Here is a 26625-nt window from a genome sequence, read left to right as displayed (position 1 = left end):
CCTACGGAGTCGTTCGCCATGGGCCACTACAAGTCGAATCTCCGCGACATCGAGTTCAACCTCTTCGAGGTGCTCGGCCGCGACAGCGTGTACGGCACCGGACCGTTCGCGGAGATGGACGTCGACACCGCCAAGAGCGTGCTCGCGGAGACCGCCCGGCTCGCCGAGAACGAGCTGGCCGCGTCCTTCGCCGACGCCGACCGCAACGCACCGGTCTTCGACCCGACCACCAACACCGCCCCCGTCCCCGAGAGCTTCAAGAAGAGCTACCGGGCGTACATGGACGCCGAGTGGTGGCGGCTGGGCATCCCGGAGGCCATCGGCGGCACCACCGCCCCCCGCTCCCTGCTCTGGGCCTTCGCCGAGACGGTGCTGGGCGCCAACCCGGCGGTGTGGATGTACGCCTCCGGCCCCGCCTTCGCGGGCGTCCTGCACGAGGAGGGCACCGAGGAGCAGCACAAGATCGCCCAGCTGATGGTCGACCGGCTCTGGGGCTCCACCATGGTGCTCACCGAGCCCGACGCCGGCTCCGACGTGGGCGCGGGCCGCACCAAGGCCGTGCAGCAGCCGGACGGCACCTGGCACATCGAGGGCGTGAAGCGGTTCATCACCTCCGGTGAGCACGACATGTCCGAGAACATCGTGCACTTCGTCCTCGCCCGCCCCGAGGGCGCGGGCCCGGGCACCAAGGGCCTGAGCCTGTTCATCGTGCCGAAGTACGACTTCGACTGGGAGACCGGCGAGCTCGGCGAGCGCAACGGCGTCTACGCCACCAACGTCGAGCACAAGATGGGCCTGCGGGTCTCCAACACCTGCGAGATGACCTTCGGCGAGCGTCACCCGGCCAAGGGCTGGCTGCTGGGCGAGAAGCACGACGGCATCCGCCAGATGTTCAAGATCATCGAGTTCGCGCGGATGATGGTCGGCACGAAGGCCATCGCCACCCTCTCCACCGGCTACCTCAACGCGCTGGAGTACGCCAAGGAGCGCGTCCAGGGCCCGGACCTCGCCGCCTTCACCGACAAGACGGCCCCGCGCGTCACCATCACCCACCACCCCGACGTGCGCCGCTCGCTGATGACGCAGAAGGCGTACGCGGAGGGCATGCGCGCCCTCGTCCTCTACACCGCGACCGTCCAGGACGAGATCCTCGCCAAGGAGTCCGCCGGTGAGGACGCCTCCGCGGCCCACCGCCTGAACGACCTGCTGCTCCCGATCGTCAAGGGCTACGGCTCGGAGAAGTCCTACGAGCAGCTCGCCCAGTCGCTGCAGACCTTCGGCGGCTCCGGGTACCTCCAGGAGTACCCGATCGAGCAGTACATCCGGGACGCCAAGATCGACACTCTCTACGAGGGCACCACGGCCATCCAGGGCCAGGACTACTTCTTCCGGAAGATCGTCCGGGACCAGGGCCAGGCGCTCACCGTCGTCTCCGAGGAGATCAAGAAGTTCCTCGCGCAGAACACCGGCGGCGAGGAGCTGGAGCAGGCCCGCGGCGAGCTGGCGAAGGCCGCCGCCGACCTGGAGGGCATCGTCGGCGCCATGCTGACCGACCTGGCCGCCACCGAGAACGACGTGAAGTCGATCTACAAGGTGGGCCTGAACACCACCCGCCTCCTGCTGGCCTCCGGCGACGTCGTCATCGGCTACCTGCTGCTGCGCGGTGCCGCCGTCGCCCAGGAGAAGATCGGAAGCGCGAACGCCAAGGACAAGGCGTTCTACGCCGGCAAGATCGCCGCGGCGAAGTTCTTCGCCCACACCGTCCTGCCGCACGTCGCGGTCGAGCGCGGCCTGGCCGAGAGCGTCGACCAGTCGCTGATGGAGCTGGACGAGGCCTCGTTCTGAGCCGTCCACGCTGACCGTGCGGGCGCGAGACGCCTGCGCACCGGCCCGTCCCCCGGAAACCTCCGGCGGGGCGGGCCTTGTGCTTGGGGGCGTGGGGTGTGGGGTTTCCGGCGGGGCGGTGACTGGTATCAAGGCCGGTATCATGGGCTCATGGCCTGGACCATGCGACTCAGTGAAGAAGAGGAAGCGCTGCTGGCGGCCCGCGCGGAGGCTGAAGGCCGCTCCAAGCAGGAGATCGCCCGGGACGCCCTGCGGCTCTACCTCAGCGACCGCACGACGCGGTTCGACCGCGCCAGGACCCGGGTGCTGCGGGACCACGCCGAGACCTTCTCCTACCTGGCGGACAAGTGACGCACACCCGGGGACACACCACGTACCTGGAGCTGGAGGAGGTCCTCCAACTCGCCGAGGACGTCCTCGGGGTGGCCCCCGGGGTCCGCGACGCCGGCCTGCTCGCCGCGGCGGTGGAACGTCCCCGCACCGACGTCTTCGGCAGCGAGGTCTACCCGCGACTGGCCGAGAAGGCCGCTGCCCTGCTCCACTCCCTGGCCCGCAACCACGCCCTGGTGGACGGCAACAAACGGACGGCCTGGGCGAGTTGCCTGGTCATGCTCTACATGAACGACGTCGTCCTCAAGGCACCCGACCCGGTGACCGAGGGCGAGTTCGTCCTGGAGGTCGCGCGCGGAGAGCTCGACGTCCCCGAGATCGCGCACCGGCTCCGCGGGTGGGGCGTGACCGACTGACCGCGGGCTCCACCGGGCCGGAGGGTACCCGGCGCTGCGGCCGGGCGCTGTGCCCGCACCCTCCCGGCCGGCCGGGGCCCGCTCCTTATGCTGGCCACCATGAGCGCAGACCTCCGCTTCGACCGCGGCCACTCCGATGACCTGATCTCCTTCCTCGCCGCCAGCCCCTCCCCGTACCACGCGGTGGCGAACGTGGCCGACCGGCTGGAGCGGGCCGGGTTCCGTCGGGTCGCCGAGACCGACGCCTGGGACGGCGAGGCCGGCGGCCGGTACGTGACGCGCGGCGGTTCGGTCATCGCCTGGTACGTCCCGGAGGGCGCGGACCCCGCCACGCCGTTCCGGATCGTCGGCGCCCACACCGACTCCCCCAACCTGCGGCTCAAGCCGATCCCCGACGCCGGCTCCTTCGGCTGGCGGCAGCTCGCCGTCGAGATCTACGGCGGACCGCTGCTGAACTCCTGGCTCGACCGGGACCTGGGCCTGAGCGGACGGGTCACCCTCGCCGACGGCAGCGACCACCTCGTCCACGTCGACCGTCCCCTGGCCCGGGTGCCGCAACTGGCCATCCACTTGGACCGGTCGACCAACGAAGGCCTGAAACTGGACCGGCAGCGCCACCTTGCGCCCGTCTGGGGCCTGGGCGAGGCCACCGAGGGCGACATCCTCTCCTTCGCCGCGCAGGAGGCCGGCCTGGACGCCGCCGCCGTCCGCGGCTGGGACCTGATGCTGCACAGCGTCGAGGCGCCCGCCCACCTCGGCCGCGACCGCGAACTGGTCGCCGGGCCCCGCATGGACAACCTGCTGTCCGTGCACGCCGGCACCACCGCCCTGCTGGCCGCCGTCGCCCGCGGGACCGACCTGTCGTACGTGCCGGTCCTCGCCGCCTTCGACCACGAGGAGACCGGCAGCCAGTCCGACACCGGCGCCGACGGCCCGCTGCTCGGCAACGTCCTGGAGCGTTCCGTCCTCAGCCGCGGCGGCACCCTGGAGGACCGGGCCCGCGCGTTGGCCGGCTCGGTCTGCCTCTCCTCCGACACCGGGCACGCCGTCCACCCCAACTACCCCGAGCGGCACGAGCCCGGCCACCACCCGGCCCCCAACGGCGGCCCGATCCTGAAGGTCAACGTCAACCAGCGGTACGCCACCGACAGCAGCGGGCGCGCGGTGTTCGCCCGGGCCTGCGAGCGGGCCGGGGTGCCGTGGCAGACCTTCGTCTCGAACAACACCGTCCCGTGCGGCACCACCATCGGCCCCATCACCGCCGCCCGGCACGGCATCGCCACGGTCGACGTCGGCGTCGCCATCCTCTCCATGCACTCCGTGCGCGAACTGTGCGGTGCCGACGACCCCGGCCACCTCGCCTCGGCGCTGGCGGCCTTCCTCACCGACTGAGGCGTCCTCGCACCATGCCCGGCCGGTGCGGGTGGTGACGGCTCATCGCCTCAGCACCCGCACCGAATGACCGGCTTCGCCTCGGGTACACGGTCCGCGACGGCCCGACAAGCCAACGACAGTGTGGGAGGCGCGATCCAATGGGCATGGGATGGTGCATCGGTCTGCTCGGAATAGGCGCGATCCTCACGTTCGCAGTGGACTGGCACTTGGCCGGTATCAACATCCACCTGGTCGGGGTGATCCTGATGGCCGTGGGCATCATCGGCATCGCCTCGTACATCAGCATCTTCAAGCGCCGGCGCATGCAGCCGCCGAGCCCCGCGGCACCGGTGGTCGAGGAGGACCACCGCTTCTACCGGTGAGCCGCCCTCCCCTGCCCGGTGCCACCTGGCGGCGCGGTGGGCCCACGCCCACGGCAGCATCCGAGGCCGCCCCGCGCAACCCGCCGGGGCGGCCTCGGATGCTGCCGAAGATTCCGCGGCCCGCCGAGCGTGGGACAAGCCCCCCAGAGCCCTGCGGTCCGTCGACGTCACACCGCCCGTGGCAGGCGGCCCTTTCCGCCCCCGGGCGGGCCGCCACCGACCTCGCGCTGTCACCCGTCACCGGATGTTCACCGCACCCCCGCACTCTCCCCAGAACGCCGGCGCTCCGCTGACTATCGTGGGGGACCGCTCGGCGCCGGGCAGACCGGTCCGCGCCGTCCGCGTACCGCCCAGGGGGAAGAGATGACCAGCCGAGATCGCCGCACCCGTACCCGTCCCGCCGCGCTCGCCGCGCTGAGCGCCGGCCTGTGCGCCACGCTCGTGCTGACGGGCTGCACCCACCACACCTCACGCAGCCGTTCGCACTCCACCTCCTCCAGCAAGTACCGCATCGGCAGGCACCGCACGAGCACACCGGCGACGCCGACCCCGAGCCGCACGACGAGCGCGTCCTCGATAGGCCGCTGCTCGCTGATGCGCCCGTATCTCTCGTCGGTCAAGGGAGAGGACGGCGACACCCGCATGCTGCTCACCGCGCGCAACCGCTCCAGCCGCACCTGCCGGCTGGAATGGCGGCCGCTGCTCGCCTTCGTGAAGAAGGGCACCCCCGACTCCGCACCGCGGCACCCGCTGCCCGCCGCGGACGTCAACAAGCCGTTCCTGGGGCACGGCAGCGTCACCGTGAGGCCCAACTCCCGTGCGTACGCGGTCTTCCGCGTCGAACCGGCCGGCTCCACGAAGGGCACCCTCATCGACTCGGCCCACTACACCGCTGAGTTGGACCTCGGGGACCGCGACGACGAGATGATCACACACACCAAGGTCGACCAGAACGAGTTCAGCTTCCGCGTCCTCGGGACCCCGAAGCTGACCTGGTGGACCAACTCCCGCTACCGGGCGCTCGGTTACGACCTCGGCTGAGCCGACGCCCCCGTGCCTCCCGAGTCGGCCGCCCGGGAGGCGTGAGCGGCACCTCCAGGTGTATTGATCACGAGCGCGCGTCCATCCCCGCCAGCACCAGCGCCAGCCGGCCCGTCCCGCCGGGCGTGACCCGCACCGGCACGCCCCAGTCCTGCTGGTGGACGTGGCAGGCCGGGTACTCGATCTCCGGTGCGTCGTCGCAGGAGGCCGCCATCGCCGAGACGTGCAGTACGCCCTCGGTGACGCCCTCGGCCAGCCGCAGCTCGCGGAAGAGGTCGGTGCCGGTGCCGGCCCCCTCGGCCAGCAGCTCGGGCGGGGTCGAGCTGACCAGCAGACGCGTGGACGGGCCGTAGCGGTCGTCCAGCTTCTGGCCGGCCGGCGCCTGGAAGACCACGTCGAGGCTGAGCGTGCCGGGGGCCACCTCGGTGGCGGCGCGCTGGGTGCGGTGCGCGACGGCGTCCACGGCCACCGCCTCCTCGGGCAGGCGCAGCCGGGTCAGCCGGTGCCGCGCCGACTCCACCACGACGATCTCCGGCACCGCGCCGGGCCCGTCCCCCGCCACCAGCACGGCGTCCGAGGGCTCGCGCAGGTCGGTGGCGAGGGTGGTCACCTCGCCGGTGGCGGGGTCGTAGCGGCGCAGCGCGTGGTTGTAGGTGTCGGCGACCGCAACCGAGCCGTCGGGCAGCGCCGTGACGCCCAGCGGGTGCTGGAGCAGTGCCTGCCCCGCCTCGCCGTCCCGGTGGCCGAAGTCGAAGAGCCCGGTGCCGACGGCGGTGTGGACGAAGTACCCGGAACCGCGGGCCGCCCCGCCCGCGCTGGGGGCACCCGGGCCCGCCCCGGGAGCGTCGGAGCCGGTCTCCCGCTCGGGCCGGCGGTCGATCCAGCGCACCGCGCTGGTCTCGGAGTCGGCGACCCACAGCCGGTCCCCGGCGGCGGCGAGCCCCGAGGGCTGCGCGAACCACGCCTCGTCGGCCGGGCCGTCTACCAGCCCCTCGTTGGTGGTGCCCGCCGCGACGGCGACGGTGCCGAGGTCCGGGTCCCAGGTCCACAGCTGGTGGACACCGGCCATGGCGATCCAGACGCGGTCCTCGAAGACCGCGACGTCCCAGGGGGAGGAGAGGTCGACCTCGCGGGCGGCGCCCGTCGTCGGGGAGCCCTGCCACCACTGCCGGCCGGTGCCCGCCACCGTCGCGACCTCACCAGTGACCAGGTCGTAGGTGCGCAGCGCGTGGTTGACGGTGTCCGCGACGACCACGGTCCGCGCCGCACCGCCCTCCTCGGCCGGGAGCAGCGCGAGGCCCTGCGGCTCCTGGAAGCGGGCGGTTGCGGCGGGGCCGTCGACGAACCCCCGCCCGCCGTCCCCGATCCGCCGCACCACGCTCTCGCCGTCCGCCGCGAGCTCCACGAGCTGGTGGCGGGTGGTGTCCGAGACCAGGAGGTTGCCGCCGGGCAGCCGCAGGGCCTTGCCGGGGAAACGCAGGTCGGTGGCGACCGGCTCCGGCGGCACGTACGGGCCGTCGCCGCGCCGCAGCGTGCCCTTGGCCTCGTGCTCCGCCTCCAGCTCGGCGACGAGCGCCTCGATGGCGTGGGCGTGCCCCTCACCCGCGTGCTGGGCGACGACGTACCCCTCGGGGTCGATCACGACCAGCGTCGGCCAGGCCCGGACCGCGTACGCCTTCCAGGTGGCCAGCTCCGGGTCGTCCAGCACCGGGTGCTCGACGCCGTACCGCTCCACCGCGTCCACCACGGCCTGGTGCTCCGCCTCGTGCACGAACTTCGGCGAGTGGACCCCGACGGTCACCACCGTGTCGCTGTGCCGCTCCTCCAGCTCCCGCAGCTCGTCCAGGACGTGCAGGCAGTTCACGCAGCAGAAGGTCCAGAAGTCGAGCAGGACCACGCGTCCACGCAGGTCGGACAGGGTGAGGTTCTTACCCCCGGTGTTCAGCCAGCCGCCCTTGCCGATCAGCTCGGGGGCACGGACACGGGTACGGCGCGGGGACGCGGGCGCGGGGGTGGGCGCGGGATCGTTCATCTTTCAAGGGTGCCATCCCTGCGTCCCCCGCCCGCCCCGTGACCTCCGCCACGAAACCGCGGCCGGGGCCCGCTGCGCGAAATAGCGGGGGCACGTCGCGGCGTTGCCAAGGGCATCCCGACCCGAGGAGTCCCCCGTGACCACCGCCACACCTGCCGAACCCGTCGCCGTGCAGCCGCTCTTCCGCCCCTTCTCCATCGGTGAGCTCGAGCTCCCCAACCGGGTCGTGATGGCGCCGATGACCCGCGAGTTCTCCCCCGGTGGCGTACCCGGTCAGGACGTCGCGGAGTACTACGCCCGCCGCGCCGCCGGCGGCACCGGGCTGATCATCACCGAGGGCACCTACGTGGACCACGCCTCGGCCGGCACCAGCGACCGCGTGCCCCGGTTCCACGGCGAGGACGCGCTCGCCGGCTGGGAGAACGTGGTGCGCGCCGTGCACGCCGCGGGCGGGCGCATCATGCCGCAGCTGTGGCACGTGGGCGCCGCCCGCGCCGCCGGCGCCCCGCCCGTGGTGGAGGCACCCGTCGTCGGCCCGTCGGGGCTGGCGCTGGACGGCACCCCGCTGGGTGACGAGCGCTCCACCCTGACCGGTGCCGACCTCGACGAGATCATCGCGGCCTTCGCCACCGCCGCGGCCGAGGCCCAGCAGCGCGGCTTCGACGGTGTGGAGCTGCACGGCGCCCACGGCTACCTGCTCGACCAGTTCCTGTGGAGCGTGACCAACCGGCGCACCGACTCCTACGGCGGCGACCTGGTGGCCCGCACCCGCTTCCTCGCCGAGATCGTCGCGGCCGTGCGGGAGAAGGTCTCGCCGTCCTTCCCGGTGGTGCTGCGGCTCTCGCAGTGGAAGCAGAGCGACTACCAGGCGAAGCTGGCGCAGACCCCGCAGGAGCTCGACGCCCTGCTCACCCCGCTGGTCGACGCGGGGGTGGACGTCTTCCACGCCTCCACGCGCCGGTACTGGCTGCCGGAGTTCGAGGGCGACACCGACCTCAACCTCGCCGGCTGGGTCAAGAAGCTCACCGCCAAGCCGACCATCACCGTCGGTTCGGTCGGCCTGGACAACACCTTCACCTCCTCCTTCGCCGGCCACCCCTCCTCGCGCTCCGACATCGCACCGCTGCTGGAGCGCCTGGAGCGGGACGAGTTCGACCTGGTCGCCATCGGCCGCGGACTGCTGGCCGACCCCGAGTGGGCGGCGAAGGTGCGGGACGGCCGCGCCGAGGACATCACCGCCTTCTCCCGCGAGGTGCTCGCCGCCCTGAGCTGAGCCGCATCGAGCCGAGTGGGGCCGGTGCGTACGGGCCCGGCCGGGCGGGGGCCGCGTCGCCCCACGGCCGGGCCCCGCGGGCGCCCGGACAGGCCCGTCCGCGTCACCACGGCGTGGACGGACCGGGGACACTTCGCGGTGATCCGCTGCGCCGGACGCACGTCGCGGCCGGATGGGGGCAGTATCCGGGCATGAGATTCCAGGTACACGACCGCATCTTCGGCATCGGCGACGACTACTGGATCGACGACGAACACGGCCGCCACGTCTACCTCGTGGACGGCAAGGCGCTGCGGCTGCGCGAGACCTTCGAGATGAAGGACGCCGACGGCCGCGTCCTGATCACCATCCACAAGAAGTGGTTCGCGCTGCGCGACACCATGGTCATCGAACGCGGCGGGGAGGAACTGGCGACCATCCGCCGCAAGCGGCTCTCGCTGCTGCGCAACCACTACCGCGTGGAGCTGGTCGACGGCACCGAGCTGGACGTCAGCGGCTCCGTCCTGGACCGGGAGTTCGCGGTCGAGTACGACGGGGAGCTGCTCGCCGAGATCTCCCGCCGCTGGCTGAGCCTGCGGGACGCCTACGGGGTCAACGTGGTCCGGGAGGACGCCGATCCCTCACTGCTGATCGCCGTCGCGGTCTGCGTGATCCGGCTCGCCGAACGGGAGCACGAGGACGACTGACCGGGCGGGCACCCCCGGCTCACCACGGGGGCGGCGGACGACCGCGGGCGGCTGCGGACCTGCGGTCGCGGCCCGCGCGGGCGCCGACTCCGCTGCCGCGTCCGGGGGTTCGCTTCCACCCCTCCCCGGTGGGCCGGCCGCGGCCCGCGGGCCGTCGCCCGCCGGCCCGGCCCGGCCGGGAAAGGCGCGCACACTACCACCGCCCGACCGCCTGGTGCCCGGCTCCTGCGCGGAACTGCCTACGATGGTCGTCCGAAAGCACTGCCGGGGTGCCCGTGCGGAGCGTAACTTAACTGCACAGAAGCAGCCCGCGTACGAACCGTCCGAGGGGTCCCGTGACCGTCCACCCAAGCCTCCAGTCCTCCATCGACGCCTGGACCCACTCCATCGAGGCGGTCACCGAGTTGGTGACACCGCTTGCCGAGCCGGAGTGGAACCGGGCAACGGACTGCCCCGGGTGGTCCATACGCGATGTCGTCTCCCACATCATCGGGTTGGAGTGCGAGGCGCTCGGCGACCCGCGGCCCATACACAGCCTGCCCCGCGACCTCTACCACGTCCGCAGCGAGTTCGCCCGCTACATGGAGGTGCAGGTCGACGTCCGCCGGCACCACACCGCCCCCGAGATGCTGGCCGAGCTGGAGTACACCGTCATCCGCCGGTCCCGTCAGCTGCGTGAGGAGAAGCGCGCGCCGGACGCCGTGGTGCGCAGCCCCATCGGGGAGCGGACGCTTGAGGAGGCGCTGTGGCTGCGCGCCTTCGACGTGTGGGTGCACGAACAGGACCTTCGCCGGGCGTTGGGCAAGCCCGGCAGCCTCGACTCCCCCGGTGCCTACGTGGCACGGGACACCTTCCTGCGCGGCCTGCCCAAGGTCGTCGCCAAGGACGCCGGTGCACCGGCCGGTTCGGCAGTCGTCTTCGACGTGAGCGGCCCGGTGGAGTTCATGCGCACCGTGCGCGTGGACGAGCAGGGAAACGGCACCATCGACGGCAGCGTCTCCCTCGGCCCGCTGGCCACCATCACCACCGACTGGGAGACCTACGGGCGTCTGGCGGCGGGGCGGGTGCGTGCAGCCGCGGTGACCGACCAGGTCAAGTGCGACGGTGACGAGGCCCTCTGCGCCGCGATCCTGGAGAACTTCGCCGTCACGCCGTGACGGCCCGTCCCGCGCCCGCCCGGCCGGGCGGAGGCGCGGAGGACGGTCGCGGGGCGGTGTGCCGGGCCGGCGCGGAGGAGCAACCTCCGCGCCGGCGCCGGGCGTTCAGGCGGGCACGTGCACGGTCTCCACGCGGCTGGCCACGATCCGCTCCCGCTCGCGGCGGGCGGCCTGCGGGCGCAGCCGCAGGACCTGGCCGACGCCGAGTGCCTGGAGCACGAACACCACGAGGAACGCCAGGTGGTAGTTGTCGCCGGTGGCGTCGAGGAGGAGGCCCACCGCGAGGAGCGTCGTCATCGACGCGGTGAACCCGCCCATGTTGACGATGCCCGAGGCGGTGCCCTGGCGCTCCGGAGGGTTGGCCGGCCGGGCGTAGTCGAAGCCGATCATGGAGGCGGGACCGCAGGCGCCGAGGACCACGCACATCGCCACCAGCACGGACATCGGTGCGTGCGCCCCGGGCCAGGCCAGCACGATCGCCCACATCAACGCCGTGGCGCCGACGGTGCCGAGCACCAGCGGAGTGCGGGCGGCGTGGTGGCGGGCGATGACCTGGCCGTAGACGAGCCCTACGACCATGTTGGACACCACGATCAGTGTCAGCAACTCGCCTGCCGTGCCCCGGGAGAGGCCCTCGGACTCCACCAGGAACGGCATGCCCCAGAGCAGCAGGAACACCATGGCCGGGAACTGCGTGGTGAAGTGCACCCACATCCCCATCCTGGAGCCCGGCTCCCGCCAGGTGGCGAGGATCTGGCCGCGCACGTAACCCTTCTCGTGGGTGGCGCGCTCGACCGGTGCCGGCGCGTACCCCTCCGGGTGGTCCTTGAGGAAGAGCAACACCAGGGCCAGGACCAGCAGTCCGCCGACCGCACTGCCCGCGAAGGTGGTGGTCCACCCCAACTGGTGCAGCAGGCGCGCCAGTACGAGCGTGGAGACGAGGTTGCCCGCCATGCCGATCAAGGCGGCGACCTGGGCGACCATCGGGCCGCGCCGTGCGGGGAACCAGCGTGACCCCAGGCGCAGCACGCTGATGAACGTCATCGCGTCACCGCAGCCGAGCAGGGCCCGCGAGACGAGGGCGGCGGGGTAGGAGGCGGCGAGGGCGAAGCCGAACTGGCCCACCGTGTAGAGCACGATGCCGAGAACCAGGACCCGCTTGGTGCCGAGGCGGTCCACCAGCAGGCCCACGGGTATCTGCATGCCCGCGTACACCAGGAGCTGGAGTATGGAGAAGGTCGACAGCGCCGAGGCGTTGATGTGGAAGCGTGCGGCGGCGTCGAGGCCGGCGACCCCCAGGCTGGTGCGGTAGGTGATGGCGACGAAGTAGACGGCGACGCCGATGCCCCAGACCGCTACCGCGCGGCGCCCACCGGGTGGGTCACCGGGCAGGCTGCACGGCGGCGTCGTGCTGGTGTTGCTCATCGGTCCTCCCCCCGGGCGAGATGACGCACCCAGCTCACGTGCCGGTGGACGGCGTCCACGGCGGCTTCCGCGTCACCGTCCCGCAGTGCCTGGAGGATCTCGCCGTGCTCGGTGATGTTCTTGGCGATCCGGTCGGGATGGGCGTGCATCACGGCGATCCCCATCCGGAGCTGCCGGTCGCGCAGCTGCTCGTAGAGGCGGTCAAGGATGCGGTTGCCCGCACTGCGGACGAGGGCGGCGTGGAAGTGACGGTCCGCGACGGACACCGCGGCCAGGTCGCCGGCCTCCGAGTGGTCCCGCATCTCGGTGAGCCGTGCTTCGAGTTCCGTCAGGAGCGACTCGGCAGCGGGTACGGCCCTTCGCGCGGCGTGCTCCTCCACCAGCAGGCGCGTGTCGACCACGTCGGCGATCTCCTGCGCGGAGACCGGCAGGACCATGGCGCCCTTCTTCGGGTACAGCTTGATGAGGCCCTCGACCTCCAGCCGGAGCAGTGCCTCGCGCACGGGTGTCCGGGAGACCCCCACCGCGGTGGCGAGCTCACCTTCGGTGAGCAGCATGCCGCCCTCGTACCGGCGGTCGAGCAGGGCCTGTTTGACGTGGGCGTAGACGCGTTCGGCTGCGGGCGGCGGTTTGACCGGTGCCACGGGCGCGGCGGCGGAGGTGGCGGGAGTGGACATGCGTACAGGATAGATACAACAGCTCTTCGTACCACCGGTAGTCCGTATGACGGATGGTGCTGCCGGTTCACCCGCCCGCGCAGAGGTCGCACCCGCGACGCACACACCCCCGGCGCACCACCCCCGTACCGTCGGCTGCCACCGCTGTCACCGCTGTCACCGCTGGCATCGCTGTCACGCTGGCACCGCTGTCACCGCTGTCACCGCTGCAACGCTGTCACCGCTGGCACCGCAGGCGAGTCCTCTCAGCCGTTGTCTGGCCGGGAGAGGGGGAGTCCGGAGGGGAAGCCGGGTGAAAGCCGGAGAAGGCCGGTCGGCGTCCGGAGTCGGAGGGGGACGTCGGACGGGTTCTGGGACGTCGGGTGGTTCTGGACTTCGGGTGGTTCTGGAATTCGGGTGGCTTCTGGGGAGGAGGGCTTCCGGCGAAGGTCCTGGGTGGCTTCGCTGGGGGCCTCGGGTGGCGGCCCCGGGAAGGGAGACCTCAGGTGGTGAGTGGGGGATGGCCGGTGGGCCCTCAGGCGTGCAGTCGCAGGTGCTGTCCCGGCCAGATGTGGTCGGGGCCCTGGGGGAGCTTGCTCTGGTTGAGGGCGACGAGTGCGGCCGTACCGCCCTTGACGTGCATCCGCTCGGCGATCACCGACAGGCAGTCGCCGGGCTGCACGACGTAGTCCCCGTTGCGGTGGGCCTGGGCAGCGCGGTTCTGCGGGGCGGGCAGCGAGCGGGAGGGGACGGCGGCCCGGGTCGAGGCCGAGGGCGGCTCGGAGTCCACGGTGGAACCGGCACCGGAGGAGTCGGTGGCGGAGGTCAGCGGGGCGGCCGGCGCCTGGGGGCGCGGGGCGTGCACCGAGGGCTGACCACTGCTTGTGTCCGAGCCCGTGAGTCCCAGCCGTCCGCAGTTGGGCCAGGCGCTGACCCCCCGGTCGGCGGCGATGCGGTTGGCAACCGCGATCTGCTCGGCCGGGGTGGCGAGGTCGGCGCGGGGAGCGTACTGGTGGCCGCCGTAGGCCTTCCAGGTCTGCCGGTCCATCTGGAGGCCGCCGTAGTAACCGTTGCCGGTGTTGATGTCCCACCGGCCGCTGCTCTCGCAGTCCGCGACACGTGACCAGTCGACCGAGGGGCCCGCGCGGTGCGGTGCTGCGGTGGCGGTGCCGCCGAGGCCCAGTGCGCACAGCAGCGCCACAAGCACCGCAACGAGGGGGGCGGCGTACCTGCGGGACCGCTCCAGGACGGACGACGTCATGGTGGGCTCCTTGGACGGGCTGGTCGGCCCGGAATGCGGTCGCATCCCGGGTGGTCGCCCACCCAAGAAACCCGTCAATAGGCTTTTCCGTCTGTCACCTGAGACCTGTACGCGGCGTGTTTCACCCACGCGGCGCAGCAGGACGTCACGGATGACGGGCCCGGTCGCCCCGCACACCCGCGACCGGTACGAGGAGCCGACAAGCCGACCGCCGGTGGGGCAGTCCCCACGGACCGGGCCGGACGCGACCGGGGCGGGACCGTGGTCAGTCCGCCACCGCCAGGAGCCCTTCCGCCACCAGCCGCTCGATGGCCTGTCGGCCCGCGGGGGCGCAGCGGGCCCGGTCGGCCGGGCCGAGCCACGCGTACTCGGCGATCTCCCGGCCGACGACGGGGGACACGTCCTCGGGGCCGCCCTCGAAGCAGGTCATGCGCAGCGGCCGGCCGTTCTGGCCGTGCGCCACGTCGTGGATCGTGAACCGTTCGACCAGGTCGGCGGGGTCGACTACGAGGCCGAGCTCCTCGCTCAGCTCGCGGCTGAGGGCCTCGGGGGCGCTCTCCCCGGCCTCGTACTTGCCGCCGGGCAGGTAGAAGACGTCCCGGCCACGGGTGCGCACGCTCAGCAGGCGGCCCGCACGGACGTGGAGCCAGGCCACCGAGTGCAGGGGAGCGGTGGGCGGCGCGGTGGCCTGCTGAGGCGCGGGGGCGGGATCGGGGGCACCACCGGCGTCGGGGGTGGTTTCGGGGGAGGCGTTCGCTGCGGACATGCCTCCATCCAACAGTGGCCCGGTCGGCCCGGGGGGCCGCGGGGCCGTCGCGCTGCGGGGACGGAGGCCGTCCGGTACCGGAACGACCCCGCCCCCGGAAGGGGGGCCTTCCGGGGGCGGGCTCTCACGTCCAGCGGTTGTCACACCCAGGTGATGAGGCGCTTGGGCTGCTCCAGAACCGCGGCGATGTCGGCGAGGACCTTCGAGCCCAGCTCGCCGTCGACCAGCCGGTGGTCGAAGGAGAGCGCCAGAGTGGTCACCTGGCGCGGCTTGACCTTGCCCTTGTGGACCCAGGGCTGCAGCTTGACCGCGCCGAAGGCCAGGATCGCCGACTCGCCCGGGTTCAGGATGGGCGTGCCGGTGTCGACGCCGAAGACGCCGACGTTGGTGATGGTGACGGTGCCGCCCGACATGTCGCCGGGGGCGGTCCGCCCCTCGCGGGCCGTCGTCACCAGGTCGCCCAGGGCCGCCGCCAGCCGCGGCAGGGTCAGGGTGCCGGCGTCCTTGATGTTGGGGACGACCAGGCCGCGGGGCGTGGCCGCGGCGATGCCCAGGTTGACGTAGTCCTTGCGGACGATCTCCTGGTTCTCCTCGTCCCAGGCCGCGTTGATCTCCGGGTTGCGGCGGATCGCGACCAGCAGGGCCCGGGCCACCAGCAACAGCGGGTTGACGCGCAGCCCCGCCATGTCCGGGTCCTGCTTGAGCTCCTGGACCAGCTTCATCGTCCGCGTCACGTCCACGGTGACGAACTCCGTGACGTGCGGGGCGGTGAAGGCGCTCGCCACCATGGCCTGCGCGGTGGCCTTGCGGACCCCCTTCACCGGGACCCGGGTCTCCCGGGCGGCGAGGAGGTCCCCCTGCGGTGCGGCGGTGCCCGGCCCGGACGCGGCGGCCTCGGCCGCGGGTGCCTGTGCCGGCTCCCGCAGCGCCTGGGCGGCGGCGTGGACGTCCTCGCGGGTGACGACGCCCTCGGCGCCGGTCGGCACCACGGACGCCAGGTCGACGCCCAGGTCCTTGGCCAGCTTGCGCACCGGGGGCTTGGCCAGCGGCCGTACCCCGGTGGCCCCGGTCGCCTGGACCGGAGGCGCGGCCGGCGCCGGGACCTGCGGGGCGGGCGCCTCGACGGCGGGCGCCGGGGGCGCCACGGGGGCCTTCGGGGCGTCCGGGGAGCCGTTCAGCTCGGCCTGCACGGCCGCCGAACCGGCGCCCGCGGCCTGCTGACGGCGCGGGCGGCGCCGGGTGGAGGAGGGCGCGGCGCCGTAGCCCACCAGGACGGCCTGGCGGCCCTGCGGCTCGGCGTCCTCGTCCTCGGCTCCGGCCTCGGCGGCGGCCGGGGCCGGAGCCGCGGTTGCCTCGTCCCCGTCCCCGGGCCGGGTGTCCACCGAGATGATCACCGTGCCGACGTCCACCGTGGTGCCCTCGTCGAAGCGGATGTCGCGCACCACCCCGTCGAAGGGGATGGGCAGCTCCACGGCGGCCTTGGCGGTCTCGACCTCGCAGACGATCTGGCCGTCGGTGACGGTGTCGCCGGAGGCGACGTGCCACTTGAGGATCTCCGCCTCGGTGAGGCCCTCGCCGACGTCCGGCATCCTGAACTCGCGGACGCGCTGGGCGCCCTGTGTGCTCGCGGTCATGGTCATGACTCTCTCAGCCCCCTCTAGTACGCCAGCGCGCGGTCGACTGCGTCGAGTACCCGGTCCAGCCCGGGCAGGTACTCGTCCTCCAGCCGTGACGGCGGGTAGGGGCTGTGGAAGCCGCCGACCCGCAGGACGGGCGCCTCCAGGTGGTAGAAGCAGCGCTCGGTGATGCGGGCGGCGATCTCCGCGCCCGAGCCGAGGAAGACCGGCGCCTCGTGGACGACGACCAGGCGGCGGGTGCGCTCCACCGAGGCCTGGATCGCGTCGAAGTCCAGCGGCGAGATCGAGCGGAGGTCCAGGACCTCCAGCGAGCGCCCCTCCTCCTCGGCGACCTTCGCGACGTCCAGGCAGGTCTTCACCATGGGGCCGTACGCCACCAGGGTGAGGTCGGTGCCGGCGCGCGCCACCTTCGCGGCGTGCAGCGGGGCGGGGATCGCCTCGGTGTCGACGCGGCCCTTGTCGTGGTAGCGGCGCTTGGGCTCGAAGTAGATGACCGGGTCGTCGCCGGAGATGGCCTGCTGGAGCATCCAGTAGGCGTCCTCGGGGTTGGCGGGCGAGACGCACTTCAGGCCGGGGACGTGCGCGAACAGCGCCTCCGGCGACTCGCTGTGGTGCTCGACCGCGCCGATGCCGCCGCCGTAGGGGATGCGGATGACGACCGGCAGCTTGACCGTGCCGAGCGAGCGGGCGTGCATCTTGGCGAGCTGCGTGACGATCTGGTCGTACGCGGGGAAGACGAAGCCGTCGAACTGGATCTCCACCACCGGTCGGTAGCCGCGCAGGGCCAAGCCGATGGCGGTGCCGACGATGCCGGACTCGGCGAGCGGGGTGTCGATGACCCGGTCCTCGCCGAAGTCCTTCTGCAGGCCGTCGGTGACCCGGAAGACGCCGCCGAGCTTGCCGACGTCCTCACCCATGACCAGGACCTTCGGGTCGGCCTCCAGGGAGGCCCGCAGGGACGCGTTGATCGCCTTCGCGATCGTGGTCTTCTCCAGGACCGCCATGATCACTTCACCTCCGCGGAGTCCGCGTCGGCGAAGGACGCCTGGTACGCGGCGAACTGTGCACGTTCCTCGTCGACCAGCGCGTGCCCGTCGGCGTACACGTTGTCGAAGATCGCCATGTCGTCGGGGTCGGGCATCGAGCGCACCGCCTCGCGCACCCGCCTGCCGAGCGCCTCGGCCTCCTCGTCCACCGCCGCGAGGAAGGCGTCGTCCACGGCGCCCTCGGCCAGCAGGTAGGTCTTGAGGCGGGCGATGGGGTCCTTGGCGGCCCAGTCGTCCTGCTCCTCCTGGCTGCGGTAGCGCGAGGGGTCGTCGGAGGTGGTGTGGGCGCCCATCCGGTAGGTGAAGGCCTCCACCAGCATCGGGCCCTGGCCGGCCCGGGCCCGCTCCAGGGCCGCCTTCGTCACCGCGAGGCAGGCCAGCACGTCGTTGCCGTCGACCCGCACGCCGGGGAAGCCGTAGCCCTGGGCCCGCTGGTAGAGCGGGACGCGGGTCTGCTTCTCGGTGGGCTCGGAGATCGCCCACTGGTTGTTCTGGCAGAAGAAGACCACCGGCGCGTTGTAGACCGCGGCGAAGGTGAAGGACTCCGCCACGTCGCCCTGGCTGGAGGCGCCGTCGCCGAAGTAGGCGATCACGGCCGCGTCCGCGTTGTCCTTCTGCAGGCCCATCGCGTAGCCGGTCGCGTGCAGCGTCTGCGAGCCGATCACGATGGTGTACAGGTGGAAGTTGTTGCTGTTGGGGTCCCAGCCGCCGTGGTTCACGCCGCGGAACATGCCGAGCAGGTTGGTCGGGTCCACCCCGCGGCACCAGGCGACGCCGTGCTCGCGGTAGGTGGGGAAGACGTAGTCCTGATCGTGCAGCGCCCGGCCGGAGCCGATCTGCGCCGCCTCCTGGCCCAGCAGCGAGGCCCACAGTCCGAGCTCGCCCTGGCGCTGCAGGGTGGTGGCCTCCCCGTCGAACTTCCGGGTGAGCACCATGTCGCGGTACAGGCCGCGCAGCTCCGCGGGGCTCAGGTCGACGCTGTACTCCGGGTGCTCGACGCGCTGCCCCTGCGGGGTCAGCAGTTGGACGAGCTGGTCCTGCTCCTGGGCCGCCGCCGGGGTCGGGGCCGACCCCTTCGCTGCGGCGCGCTTGCCGCCGCGTCGCGGTGTCTTCCGCGCGGCAGTGCTCTCCACGGTCACGTGCTGCTCCTCCGTCTGTACGGCCCCCGGGGTCCACCGGTGGCCGTGTTGCGGGCTCGCCCGGTTCGGTACGGCGCACGGGGTGGGTGCGAACGCTGGCGAATCCGGGTGGAACCAAGAGCCCCAGGGACCGGCCTGCAGTTGCACGTTACCCACTGCCGTCGCTCCAGCAAAACCAACTCTGACCTGGGATTTTGCTTGGATTTCCGAGTAGTTGGCGGGGGGCGGGAACACCTGCTGGTCACAGCCTCGCAAGGGTCTGGGACACCGGCACGTTATAGGGCCGATGCGGGGGACGGGAAGAGTCCGTGACCGCCGCCCGCCCACCGCGTGCGGCGGTGAGGGCGGAGGAAACCGCTCCGCTTCCGGCCGCTGCCGCTCGCCGTCGGGCTGCCTCCCGGGCCTCCCCTTACCCCCCGCACCTCTACGATCCCAAGCGTGCCGTGCCCGTCCGACAGCCGTGCGGTGACGCACGCCCCCTCACCGCCGCCCGCGCCGGAGCGTGCACCCCTGCTCGACGCGCTGCTGCGCCACCATCCGCGGCTGGGGGAGCCCCTGACCTGCACCTCGATCGCCGAGGGCCTGCTCAACCGTGGTTGGTGCCTGACCACCACCCGCGGCAGGTACTTCCTCAAACACCACCTCGACGGCGACGGCCCCACCCTCCACCGCCAGCACCGCGCCACCCACCGCCTGCACCTGCTCGGGCTGCCCGTCGCACCCCCGCTCACCTCCGCCGACGGCCGGACCGTCACCGTGGTGGCCGGTGCCTGCTACGCCCTGCACCCCTGGGTGGCAGGCCGGCACCTCGCGGGCGCCGACCTCTCCCCCGCCCAGTGCCACCGGCTCGGCGCGCTCCTGGGCCGGGTCCACACCGCGCTCGACGAGGCCATGGCCTGCGAACCGGGCGAGGCGACGGCGACCGCCGTCGCGACGGCCCCGCCCCCCTGCGCCGACCCGCGGCACACCCGGCGCGAGATCGACGCCCTGCTCCACCTGGTACGCCGGGCCCGCCCCCGGGACGGCTTCGACGAGCTGGCCGAGCACCGGCTCACCGAACGCCGCACCCTGCTGGAGGCCCACCGCCACCGGCGCCCCGGCCCACCCGCCGCGCCGGTCACGAGCTGGGTCCACGGAGACTTCCACCCGCTGAACCTCCTCTACCGCAAGGGTGAGCCCGCCGCGATCGTCGACTGGGACCGGCTGGGCGTCGCCCCCCGGGCCGAGGAGGCGGTACGGGCCGCGGCCATCTTCTTCGTCCGCCCCTGCGGCACCCTGGACCTCCCGCGGGTGCGCCGCTACGCCACCGCGTACCGCGACGCCGCCGGAGCTGACCCGGACGAGGTGGCCGAGGCCGTCCACCGGGTCTGGTGGGAGCGGCTCAACGACTTCTGGACACTCCAGTGGCGCTACCGCCACGGCGACCGGCGGGCCGACCCGCTCTTCCCCGCCGTCGCCGCGCTCGCCGTCTGGTGGACCGGGCACTACGAGGCCGTGCGGGAGGCGTTCTGCGGGTGAAGGGGCACGGGCGAGGCGGGCGGGGGAGGTGCGGGCAGGGCTGGTGCCGGACACCGGGAGGTCACCGGACCCGGGCATGCGACGGGCCCGGCACCGGAGGGTGTCCGGGGCGCCGGGCCCGTCGCGGGGGTCTCGCGGGCGGTGCGGCCTACTGGACGATGCCGCCGTTGCTGTTCTGTGCGGGGGGCGAGGCGCCGCCGCTGGGCTGGCCGCCGTCGCCGCCGTCGTCCTCGCCACCGGTGTCACCCGTCGGCTGCCCCGTGGGGTCGGACGAGCCGCCGGTGGGCTCCCCGGTCGGACCGGTCGGTTTGTCCGAAGGGCCGTCGCTCTCGTCGCTCTGCGAGGGCGAGGGGCTGGTGCTCGGCGAGGCCTCACCGCTCGGGCTGCCGTTCTCCTCGCCCCAGCCGCCGCCGTAGCTGCCCTGGTCCGTCGGATCCTCGCTCGGCGTCTCGTCCGTCTGGTCGTCGGAGGGCTTGGTGGCGGAGTGGGAGCTGGAGGTGTGCGGCTGCGGGGTCTGCCCGCTGCCGTGGTCCTTGTTCAGGGCCAGGGCCACTCCGACGGTGGCGGCGATCACCAGCAGCGCGGCGATGATCCACCACTTGCCGCGCCCCCCGCGGCCGGGCGACGGACTGGCGCCCGGGTAGCCGCCGTCGTCGTCGCCCCGCTGCGGCAGGATCGGCTGCGCGGTGGTGTGCCCGCCGCCGCCGTAGGGCATCGCCCTCGTCCCGGCGATGCCCGCCGGCGGGGTGGCCGCGGCCTCCGCCGCCACGTAGCCGGTGTTCCAGGTCCCGGTGTGCCCGCCCTGCTCGTGCAGCATCTGGAGGGAGTACTGGACGAGGTTGCGCATCTCCTCGGCGCTCTGGAACCGGTCGTCCGGGTCCTTGGCCAGCGCGCGCAGCACCAGGCCGTCCAGCTCCGGCGGCACCGCGTCGGACACCTGCGAGGGCGGCACCGGGTTGTCCTGGACGTGCTGGTAGACCACCGACAGCGGGCTCTCGCCGGTGAAGGGCGGGCGCAGCGTCAGCAGCTCGTAGAGCAGGCAGCCGGTGGCGTACAGGTCGGAGCGGGTGTCGACGGTCTTGCCGAGGGCCTGCTCGGGCGAGAGGTACTGGGGGGTGCCCATGACCATGCCGGTCTGCGTCATCGTGGACTGGGCGCCGTGCAGCGCCCGCGCGATGCCGAAGTCCATCACCTTGACCGCGCCGTTCCCCGTGATGATCACGTTGGCGGGCTTGATGTCGCGGTGGACGATGCCGTGCTGGTGGCTGTAGGCCAGCGCCTCCAGGACGCCCGAGACGATGATCAGCGCCTGGTCGGCCGGCGGTGCCTCGGCGTTCAGCAGCAGGTCGCGGATGGTGTTGCCCTCGACCAGCTCCATGACGATGTACGGCACGGTGTTGCCGGCGAGGACGTCCTCACCCGAGTCGTAGACCGCGACGACCGCGTGGTGGTTCAGGCCGGCGACCGACTGCGCCTCGCGCGTGAAGCGCGCCTTGGAGACCGGGTCCTCGGCGAGGTCGGAGCGGAGCAGCTTGACGGCGACCGTGCGGCCCAGCCGCACGTCCTCGGCGGCGAAGACCTCCGCCATGCCACCGCGTCCGAGCCGGCGCGTGAGCCGGTAGCGTCCGTCGCCGACCAGGCCGCCGTTTCCCCAGGTCTCCGGAACGTCCGGAACGGAGGAGCCGGCGGACTCTGGTTCGGACGGGCCCTGGGGGCTCTGCGTCTGTGCCATCGGTCCTCGCCGTCATTCGTCGCGTGCCGGGGAGGCCGTCACGCGGTGGTACGTCTCGGTCTTCGGTAGAGCACGCTACAGGCTCCCGGGTACGGCGCGGTCCGCCGCGAAGGAGCCGGGAACCGCGGGCTGCGTCCCAGTGTCGCAAGTTCGGGGAAATGCTCCGAAAAGCGGAGACAGGGGGACGGAAGAGGGACTGCCCCCCGGACCGCGGCGCGGCCCTGACCCCGCACGGGGCCCGGCCGCGGGCCCGGTCGGCCGCGGTCTCGTCCCGCAGTGTCCGCAGTGACCAGATCTTGCACATCTGGTCACGGAACGGGCACACGGCTTGACGTGTCACCGCCCTCGGGCAGACTTGCCTCGGAGATCCAGACCGAATGGAGCCGGGCGCGCGACGCCCCCGCGGGCCCGCCACACACAGCCACCAGGTGCACCCGCGGGCCTGACCGCAGCCGCACGCCGGCCACGACGGTCCGCCTCCGCAGGGAGCAGGAGACCGGGCCGCGACGACGACGGTCACGGCAGAGCAGTACTCAACGCACGTGCGCGCCGCAGGACGAGCGCCGGGGGGGACGCGGGACGATGAGCCAGGACGGCGCTCAGGGCACCTACGAGGGCCGCTCGGTCGGCAGGGGGCGCTACCAGCTGCGCGACCTGCTCGGCGCGGGCGGCATGGCCGCGGTCCACCTCGCCTACGACACGGTCCTGGACCGTGAGGTGGCGATCAAGACGCTGCACACCGAGCTCGGCCGCGAGGCCGCCTTCCGGGAGCGCTTCCGCCGCGAGGCGCAGTCCGTCGCCAAGCTCACGCACACCAACATCGTCTCGGTCTACGACTCCGGCGAGGACGAGCTCGACGGCGGCATGGTGCCGTACATCGTCATGGAGTACGTCGCCGGCGACCCGCTGCGCACCACGCTGGACACCGACATCGCCCAGCACGGCGCGATGCCCGCCGAGAAGGCCCTCAAGATCACCGCGGACGTCCTCGCGGCCCTGGACGTCAGCCACGAGATGGGCCTGGTCCACCGCGACATCAAGCCCGGCAACGTCATGATCACCAAGCGTGGCGTGGTCAAGGTCATGGACTTCGGCATCGCCCGTGCCATGCAGTCCGGCGTGACGTCGATGACACAGACCGGCATGGTCGTCGGCACCCCGCAGTACCTCTCCCCCGAGCAGGCCCTGGGGCGCGGCGTGGACGCCCGCTCCGACCTGTACTCGGTGGGCATCATGCTCTTCGAACTGGTGACTGGGCAGCTGCCGTTCGACGCCGACTCGCCGCTGGCCATCGCCTACGCCCACGTCCAGGAGGAGCCGCCGGTCCCCTCCAGCATCAACCGCTCGCTGCCGGCCGGCGTCGACGCGCTGATCGCCCGGACGCTGAAGAAGAACCCCTCGGAGCGGTTCCCCACGGCCGAGGCCATGCGCGAGGAGTGCCTGCGCCTGGCGGGCAGCGGCCAGACCGGCGGCACCCCGCTGATCATCAGCGAGGGCCCCCGGGCCCGGACCAGCGGCGCCTCGGTGGCCTCCACCGTCTTCCCCACCGCCAGTCCGACGACTCCGCCGCCGCCCACCGTCCAGCCGACCTACCAGCCCCAGCAGCCGGGCCCCTACGGGCCACCGGTGGGCATGGCCGGCCCGCACACCCCGCCGCCCCCCACCGCCTACGCCACCCCGGCCCCGGGCCCCGTCCCCGGGCCGGCGCCGATGACCCCGCAGCCGTTCAACGCCGGGATGCAGCCCCCCACCGCGGGGATGCAGACCCCGCCGCCCTACTCGGGCACACCCGCCCCCGTGGGCGGCGGCGGCGCGCGGAAGAGCAACACCGCGGTCGTCGTGGTCTCGGTGATCGTCGGCGTGGTCATCCTCACCGCCCTGGCCATCGGCATCGGGCTGAGCGTGGGGGACGACAGCGGGAGCGGGGACGACAACGGAGGCTCCTCCCCGGAGCCGACCTACTCCTCCGACTACTCCTACTCGTCGAAGCCCTCCGTCACGGGGGACAGCATCAGCACTTCCGAGTGCACCGGGGCCGCGGAGAGCGCGGCGAACCCGGGTAAATACCTGATGCCCTTCTTCCACGGGAAGACCATCGAATCAGTGAAAGCCTGCCTGAACGCGGTCCACTGGAAGTACACCACCAAGGAGGCGCCCAACAGCCTCTACGCCAAGGGCGTCGTCATCGACCAGTCGCCGAGTGCCGTCGCGTGGTGGAACCCCAAGACCGACGACCCGATTCAGCTCACCGTCGCGAACGGGAACAGCGAGTGATCCGAGCGCGCCATCGGTTGGTCAGCGTTCCGAGCCACCGTTGTGCAGGAGACCCGCAACCCCACCGAGCAGCCGTCCGTGAGGGACGGACCGTGGTCCTGACAGGCCTGTAGGTGGTTTGCCCACGCCGCCGCGCCTTGCTTGGATGCCGTGTCAGCACCGGGTCGTCCGATGCGGCGCGAGGTGCGGGGGAAGCGTGGGCAGACGGGCGCTGGGCAGGCGGTTCGGGTGGCTGTGGGGGGCCTACGCGGTCAGTGCGTACGGGACCGGGTTCGGCTTCGGTGCCCTCCCTCTGATCGCGATCCTCGTACTGCACTCCGGATCGACCCGGGTGGCGGCGCTGGCGGCGACGGGACGGGCCGTGGGGGCGGTGCTCGCGGTGCCGCTCGGCCCGTGGGTGGAGTTCCGCCGCAAGCGGCCGGTCATGATGGCCATGGACCTGATCCGGTTCGCGGCCCTGCTGAGCATCCCCGCAGCGTTCGCACTGGGCCGGCTCAGCTTCGCCCAGCTCCTGGTCGTCTCCGTTCTCGTCGCCGTGGCCGACATCGTCTTCAAGGCGGCCGGCGGCGCGTTCCTGAAGGCCCTGGTGCCACCGGAGGACCTGCTCGTCGCGAACAGCCGGTTCGAATCCACCACCTGGACGGCGACGGTGGTCGGACCTCCGCTCGGCGGGGCCGCGATCGGGCTGTTCGGCCCGGTGACGACCGTGCTGGCCGACGCCGTCAGCTACCTCCTCTCCGCGCTGGGCATCCGCGCGGTCGGCGGTACGGAGCCGCGCCCGGAGCGGCTTGGTACGCCCCGACTGCGCGCCGGCGACCTGGTCGAAGGCTGGCGCCACATCCTCAGCCACCCCGTGCTGCGTCCGCTCTTCCTCAACGGGATCGTGGTCAACGGACTGATCATGGCCTCCGAACCGCTGCTCGCCGTGCTCCTGGTGGACCGTCTCGGTTTTGCGCCCTGGCAGTACGGGCTGGTCTTCGCGCTGCCCTGCGTCGGAGGTTTCGTCGGTTCACGCCTCGCACACCCGCTCACGGCACGGTTCGGCCGGCACCGGGTGCTCCTCGTCGCCGGGGCGCTGCGGGCACTCTGGCCCCTGGGGCTGGCGTTCGTACGGCCCGGTGCGGTGGGGATGGTGCTCGTCATAGTCCTCCAGTTCGGCCTGGTGACCTGCTGCGGACTGTTCCAGCCGGTGCTGGCGACCTGCCGGCTCGACCACACCTCCCCCGACCGGGTCGCCCGCACCCTGTCCGCGTGGTCGGTCAGCAGCAGCGCCGCCATCGCCACCCTCACCGCAGCCTGGGGCCTGCTGGCCTCCCTCACCACCCCGCGCACCGCGATCGCAGCCGCCGGAATCCTCCTGCTCGCCACACCGCTGCTGCTCCCGCGCCGCGAGCGGGCGCCTGAGGACAGGCTGACCGGTGCCGGGGTCCGACACGTCGCCGACGGGGTCTGAGGCCGACACGTCCTCGCTGGGGTTGAGGGCTGACACGTCCTCGCCGGGGTTGAGGGCTGACACCGCCACGGCCGTGCCTGCGGCCGACACCGCCGTCGCCGGGGCCGAGGCGGGAGCCGCGGTCCGTCCCTGAGACGGCGGGGGCACCCGTCCCGGTTCCGTTCGGCCCGGCCGGGGAACGGGACAGGCCGGTCGCGCAGGTGCGCGACCGGCCTGCGGAACCTCAGCAACCGCGGTGCCCGACCCGGGTCAGCCGGCCTTGCCGGCGACCCGTCAGAGGTAGGGGCCGGAGCGGGCACCGCCCTGGGGGCCGTGCTCGTCGGCGTCACCACCGGGAACCACGCCCGGCGGCAGTGCCCGGCGCATCTGCTCCAGCTGGGCCCGCGCAGCCATCTGCTGGGCGAACAGCGCCGTCTGGATGCCGTGGAAGAGCCCTTCCAGCCAGCCGACGAGCTGTGCCTGGGCGATGCGCAGCTCCGCGTCGGTGGGCACGGAGTCCTCGGTGAAGGGGAGCGACAGTCTCTCCAGCTCCTCCACCAGCTCCGGGGCGAGTCCGTCCTCCAACTCCTTGACGGAGCTGGCGTGGATGTCCTTCAGGCGGGCCCGGCTCGCTTCGTCCAGCGGTGCCGCCTTCACCTCCTCCAGCAGCTGCTTGATCATGCTGCCGATGCGCATGACCTTGGCGGGCTGCTCGACCATCTCGGTCACCGGGATCTCACGAGGCTCCTCGTCGCCCTCCCCGCCCTGGGAGCCGCCACCGCCCAGAGCCATCCCGTCCGGGCCCACCACCAGGACCTGCGGGTTCTCCTGCGAGCGTTCGTTCGTCGGCATCATCGTCGTCCTTCTCCTTGCCTGGGACCCCGCCCGCGGACGGGGAGGAAAACGCGCCCTTCGCTTCCGTGACCGCCGGACGACGGAACGCGTCGCCGCCGCCCGCCCTGGGCCGCGACCCGGACTCAACCGCTCACGGGTGCCACCACCTGCCGGCGGCCACCGAACGGAGATGCGGGCCACCCCGACATTGTCTCGTACGAGCTGCGGACGCCGCGGTGGTGCCTGGCAAAAGCGCCACAACCGGAGCCGGGAAACGCACGCGAGGGGGTGTGGAGGGGGGCGGTGCAGCGGTGCGGCGGGGCGGTGCGGCGGGGCGGTGCGGCGGGCCGGGCGGAGCCGGGCGGCGG

Annotated in this window: 22 protein-coding genes; 12 read left to right on the top strand and 10 right to left on the bottom strand. The window is 72.8% G+C overall.

The annotated features are described in order from the left end of the window. Nucleotides 1-18 precede the first annotated feature (18 nt). The 6 genes from ACFV3R_RS02135 (at nucleotide 19) to ACFV3R_RS02110 (ending at nucleotide 5389) form a co-directional block, all read left to right on the top strand. On the top strand, nucleotides 19-1845 hold the full coding sequence (locus ACFV3R_RS02135) for an acyl-CoA dehydrogenase (protein ID WP_385573760.1): 1827 nt from the start codon (nucleotides 19-21) through the stop codon (nucleotides 1843-1845). A 150-nt stretch (nucleotides 1846-1995) separates the two neighbouring features. Then, nucleotides 1996-2196 carry a hypothetical protein gene (locus ACFV3R_RS02130; RefSeq protein WP_385573757.1) on the top strand — a complete coding sequence of 67 codons (201 nt, stop codon included), beginning with the start codon at nucleotides 1996-1998 and terminating at the stop codon, nucleotides 2194-2196. Continuing rightward, nucleotides 2193-2591, top strand: coding sequence for a type II toxin-antitoxin system death-on-curing family toxin (locus tag ACFV3R_RS02125; RefSeq protein WP_385573752.1), 399 nt, complete (start codon nucleotides 2193-2195; stop codon nucleotides 2589-2591). Before ACFV3R_RS02130 ends, ACFV3R_RS02125 begins: the two co-directional genes overlap by 4 nt. Before the next feature lie 99 nt (nucleotides 2592-2690). Continuing rightward, entirely contained in the window at nucleotides 2691-3983 is a 1293-nt protein-coding gene (locus ACFV3R_RS02120; RefSeq protein ID WP_385573749.1) for a M18 family aminopeptidase, read from the top strand. Between the two features lie 140 nt (nucleotides 3984-4123). Beyond that, nucleotides 4124-4348 (top strand): hypothetical protein, encoded by a 225-nt coding sequence (locus ACFV3R_RS02115; protein ID WP_385573745.1) that lies wholly within the window; start codon nucleotides 4124-4126, stop codon nucleotides 4346-4348. Nucleotides 4349-4711: 363 nt separating this feature from the next. After that, on the top strand, nucleotides 4712-5389 hold the full coding sequence (locus ACFV3R_RS02110; RefSeq protein WP_385573739.1) for a DUF4232 domain-containing protein: 678 nt from the start codon (nucleotides 4712-4714) through the stop codon (nucleotides 5387-5389). A gap of 67 nt (nucleotides 5390-5456) precedes the next feature. Here the strand turns inward: ACFV3R_RS02110 and ACFV3R_RS02105 are convergent, their stop codons facing one another. Beyond that, nucleotides 5457-7421 carry an NHL domain-containing thioredoxin family protein gene (locus tag ACFV3R_RS02105; protein WP_385573735.1) on the bottom strand — a complete coding sequence of 655 codons (1965 nt, stop codon included), beginning with the start codon at nucleotides 7419-7421 and terminating at the stop codon, nucleotides 5457-5459. Nucleotides 7422-7557: 136 nt separating this feature from the next. Between ACFV3R_RS02105 and ACFV3R_RS02100 the strand changes: the two genes are divergently transcribed. From ACFV3R_RS02100 to ACFV3R_RS02090, 3 genes are all read left to right on the top strand, one after another. Further along, complete coding sequence (locus ACFV3R_RS02100; protein ID WP_385573731.1) at nucleotides 7558-8694, top strand: NADH:flavin oxidoreductase; 1137 nt, start codon at nucleotides 7558-7560, stop codon at nucleotides 8692-8694. Between the two features lie 191 nt (nucleotides 8695-8885). Further along, on the top strand, nucleotides 8886-9380 hold the full coding sequence (locus tag ACFV3R_RS02095) for an LURP-one-related/scramblase family protein (RefSeq protein ID WP_385573727.1): 495 nt from the start codon (nucleotides 8886-8888) through the stop codon (nucleotides 9378-9380). A gap of 335 nt (nucleotides 9381-9715) precedes the next feature. Beyond that, nucleotides 9716-10537 carry a maleylpyruvate isomerase family mycothiol-dependent enzyme gene (locus ACFV3R_RS02090; RefSeq protein WP_385573724.1) on the top strand — a complete coding sequence of 274 codons (822 nt, stop codon included), beginning with the start codon at nucleotides 9716-9718 and terminating at the stop codon, nucleotides 10535-10537. A gap of 105 nt (nucleotides 10538-10642) precedes the next feature. On the opposite strand, the gene ACFV3R_RS02085 is transcribed toward ACFV3R_RS02090, so the two are convergent. The 7 genes from ACFV3R_RS02085 to pdhA form a co-directional block, all read right to left on the bottom strand. Beyond that, complete coding sequence (locus ACFV3R_RS02085; RefSeq protein ID WP_385573719.1) at nucleotides 10643-11962, bottom strand: nitrate/nitrite transporter; 1320 nt, start codon at nucleotides 11960-11962, stop codon at nucleotides 10643-10645. Beyond that, the gene (locus tag ACFV3R_RS02080; protein ID WP_385573714.1) at nucleotides 11959-12639 is read right to left on the bottom strand and encodes a GntR family transcriptional regulator; all 681 of its coding nucleotides are present in this window, start codon (nucleotides 12637-12639) and stop codon (nucleotides 11959-11961) included. Before ACFV3R_RS02080 ends, ACFV3R_RS02085 begins: the two co-directional genes overlap by 4 nt. A gap of 514 nt (nucleotides 12640-13153) precedes the next feature. After that, nucleotides 13154-13879 carry a transglycosylase family protein gene (locus tag ACFV3R_RS02075; RefSeq protein WP_385573710.1) on the bottom strand — a complete coding sequence of 242 codons (726 nt, stop codon included), beginning with the start codon at nucleotides 13877-13879 and terminating at the stop codon, nucleotides 13154-13156. 265 nt (nucleotides 13880-14144) lie between these two features. Beyond that, complete coding sequence (locus tag ACFV3R_RS02070; RefSeq protein WP_385573707.1) at nucleotides 14145-14645, bottom strand: NUDIX domain-containing protein; 501 nt, start codon at nucleotides 14643-14645, stop codon at nucleotides 14145-14147. 140 nt (nucleotides 14646-14785) lie between these two features. After that, nucleotides 14786-16279 (bottom strand): dihydrolipoamide acetyltransferase family protein, encoded by a 1494-nt coding sequence (locus ACFV3R_RS02065; protein WP_385573703.1) that lies wholly within the window; start codon nucleotides 16277-16279, stop codon nucleotides 14786-14788. 23 nt (nucleotides 16280-16302) lie between these two features. Next, nucleotides 16303-17286: an alpha-ketoacid dehydrogenase subunit beta gene (locus tag ACFV3R_RS02060; RefSeq protein ID WP_385573700.1), complete on the bottom strand. Its 984-nt coding sequence runs from the start codon at nucleotides 17284-17286 to the stop codon at nucleotides 16303-16305. 2 nt (nucleotides 17287-17288) lie between these two features. Next, on the bottom strand, nucleotides 17289-18467 hold the full coding sequence (pdhA, locus tag ACFV3R_RS02055; protein WP_385573697.1) for a pyruvate dehydrogenase (acetyl-transferring) E1 component subunit alpha: 1179 nt from the start codon (nucleotides 18465-18467) through the stop codon (nucleotides 17289-17291). 465 nt (nucleotides 18468-18932) lie between these two features. Between pdhA and ACFV3R_RS02050 the strand changes: the two genes are divergently transcribed. Further along, complete coding sequence (locus ACFV3R_RS02050) at nucleotides 18933-19985, top strand: phosphotransferase (protein ID WP_385574254.1); 1053 nt, start codon at nucleotides 18933-18935, stop codon at nucleotides 19983-19985. 148 nt (nucleotides 19986-20133) lie between these two features. On the opposite strand, the gene ACFV3R_RS02045 is transcribed toward ACFV3R_RS02050, so the two are convergent. Then, nucleotides 20134-21717: a protein kinase gene (locus tag ACFV3R_RS02045; RefSeq protein ID WP_385573694.1), complete on the bottom strand. Its 1584-nt coding sequence runs from the start codon at nucleotides 21715-21717 to the stop codon at nucleotides 20134-20136. Nucleotides 21718-22299: 582 nt separating this feature from the next. Here ACFV3R_RS02045 and ACFV3R_RS02040 point away from each other — a divergent pair. Both ACFV3R_RS02040 and ACFV3R_RS02035 read left to right on the top strand, forming a co-directional pair. Then, nucleotides 22300-23991 (top strand): protein kinase, encoded by a 1692-nt coding sequence (locus ACFV3R_RS02040; RefSeq protein ID WP_385573690.1) that lies wholly within the window; start codon nucleotides 22300-22302, stop codon nucleotides 23989-23991. A gap of 145 nt (nucleotides 23992-24136) precedes the next feature. After that, nucleotides 24137-25444, top strand: a complete 1308-nt coding sequence (locus tag ACFV3R_RS02035; protein WP_385573687.1) for an MFS transporter — start codon at nucleotides 24137-24139, stop codon at nucleotides 25442-25444. A 273-nt stretch (nucleotides 25445-25717) separates the two neighbouring features. Here ACFV3R_RS02035 and ACFV3R_RS02030 read toward each other — a convergent pair whose 3' ends face one another. Further along, on the bottom strand, nucleotides 25718-26275 hold the full coding sequence (locus tag ACFV3R_RS02030) for a bacterial proteasome activator family protein (RefSeq protein ID WP_385574252.1): 558 nt from the start codon (nucleotides 26273-26275) through the stop codon (nucleotides 25718-25720). Nucleotides 26276-26625: the final 350 nt, after the last annotated feature.

Source organism: Streptomyces sp. NPDC059740 (assembly GCF_042733155.1).
In the GTDB taxonomy this organism is placed as follows: domain Bacteria; phylum Actinomycetota; class Actinomycetes; order Streptomycetales; family Streptomycetaceae; genus Streptomyces.
Note: the sequence above shows the minus strand (reverse complement) of the source record. Positions and strands in the feature narration are given on the sequence as shown.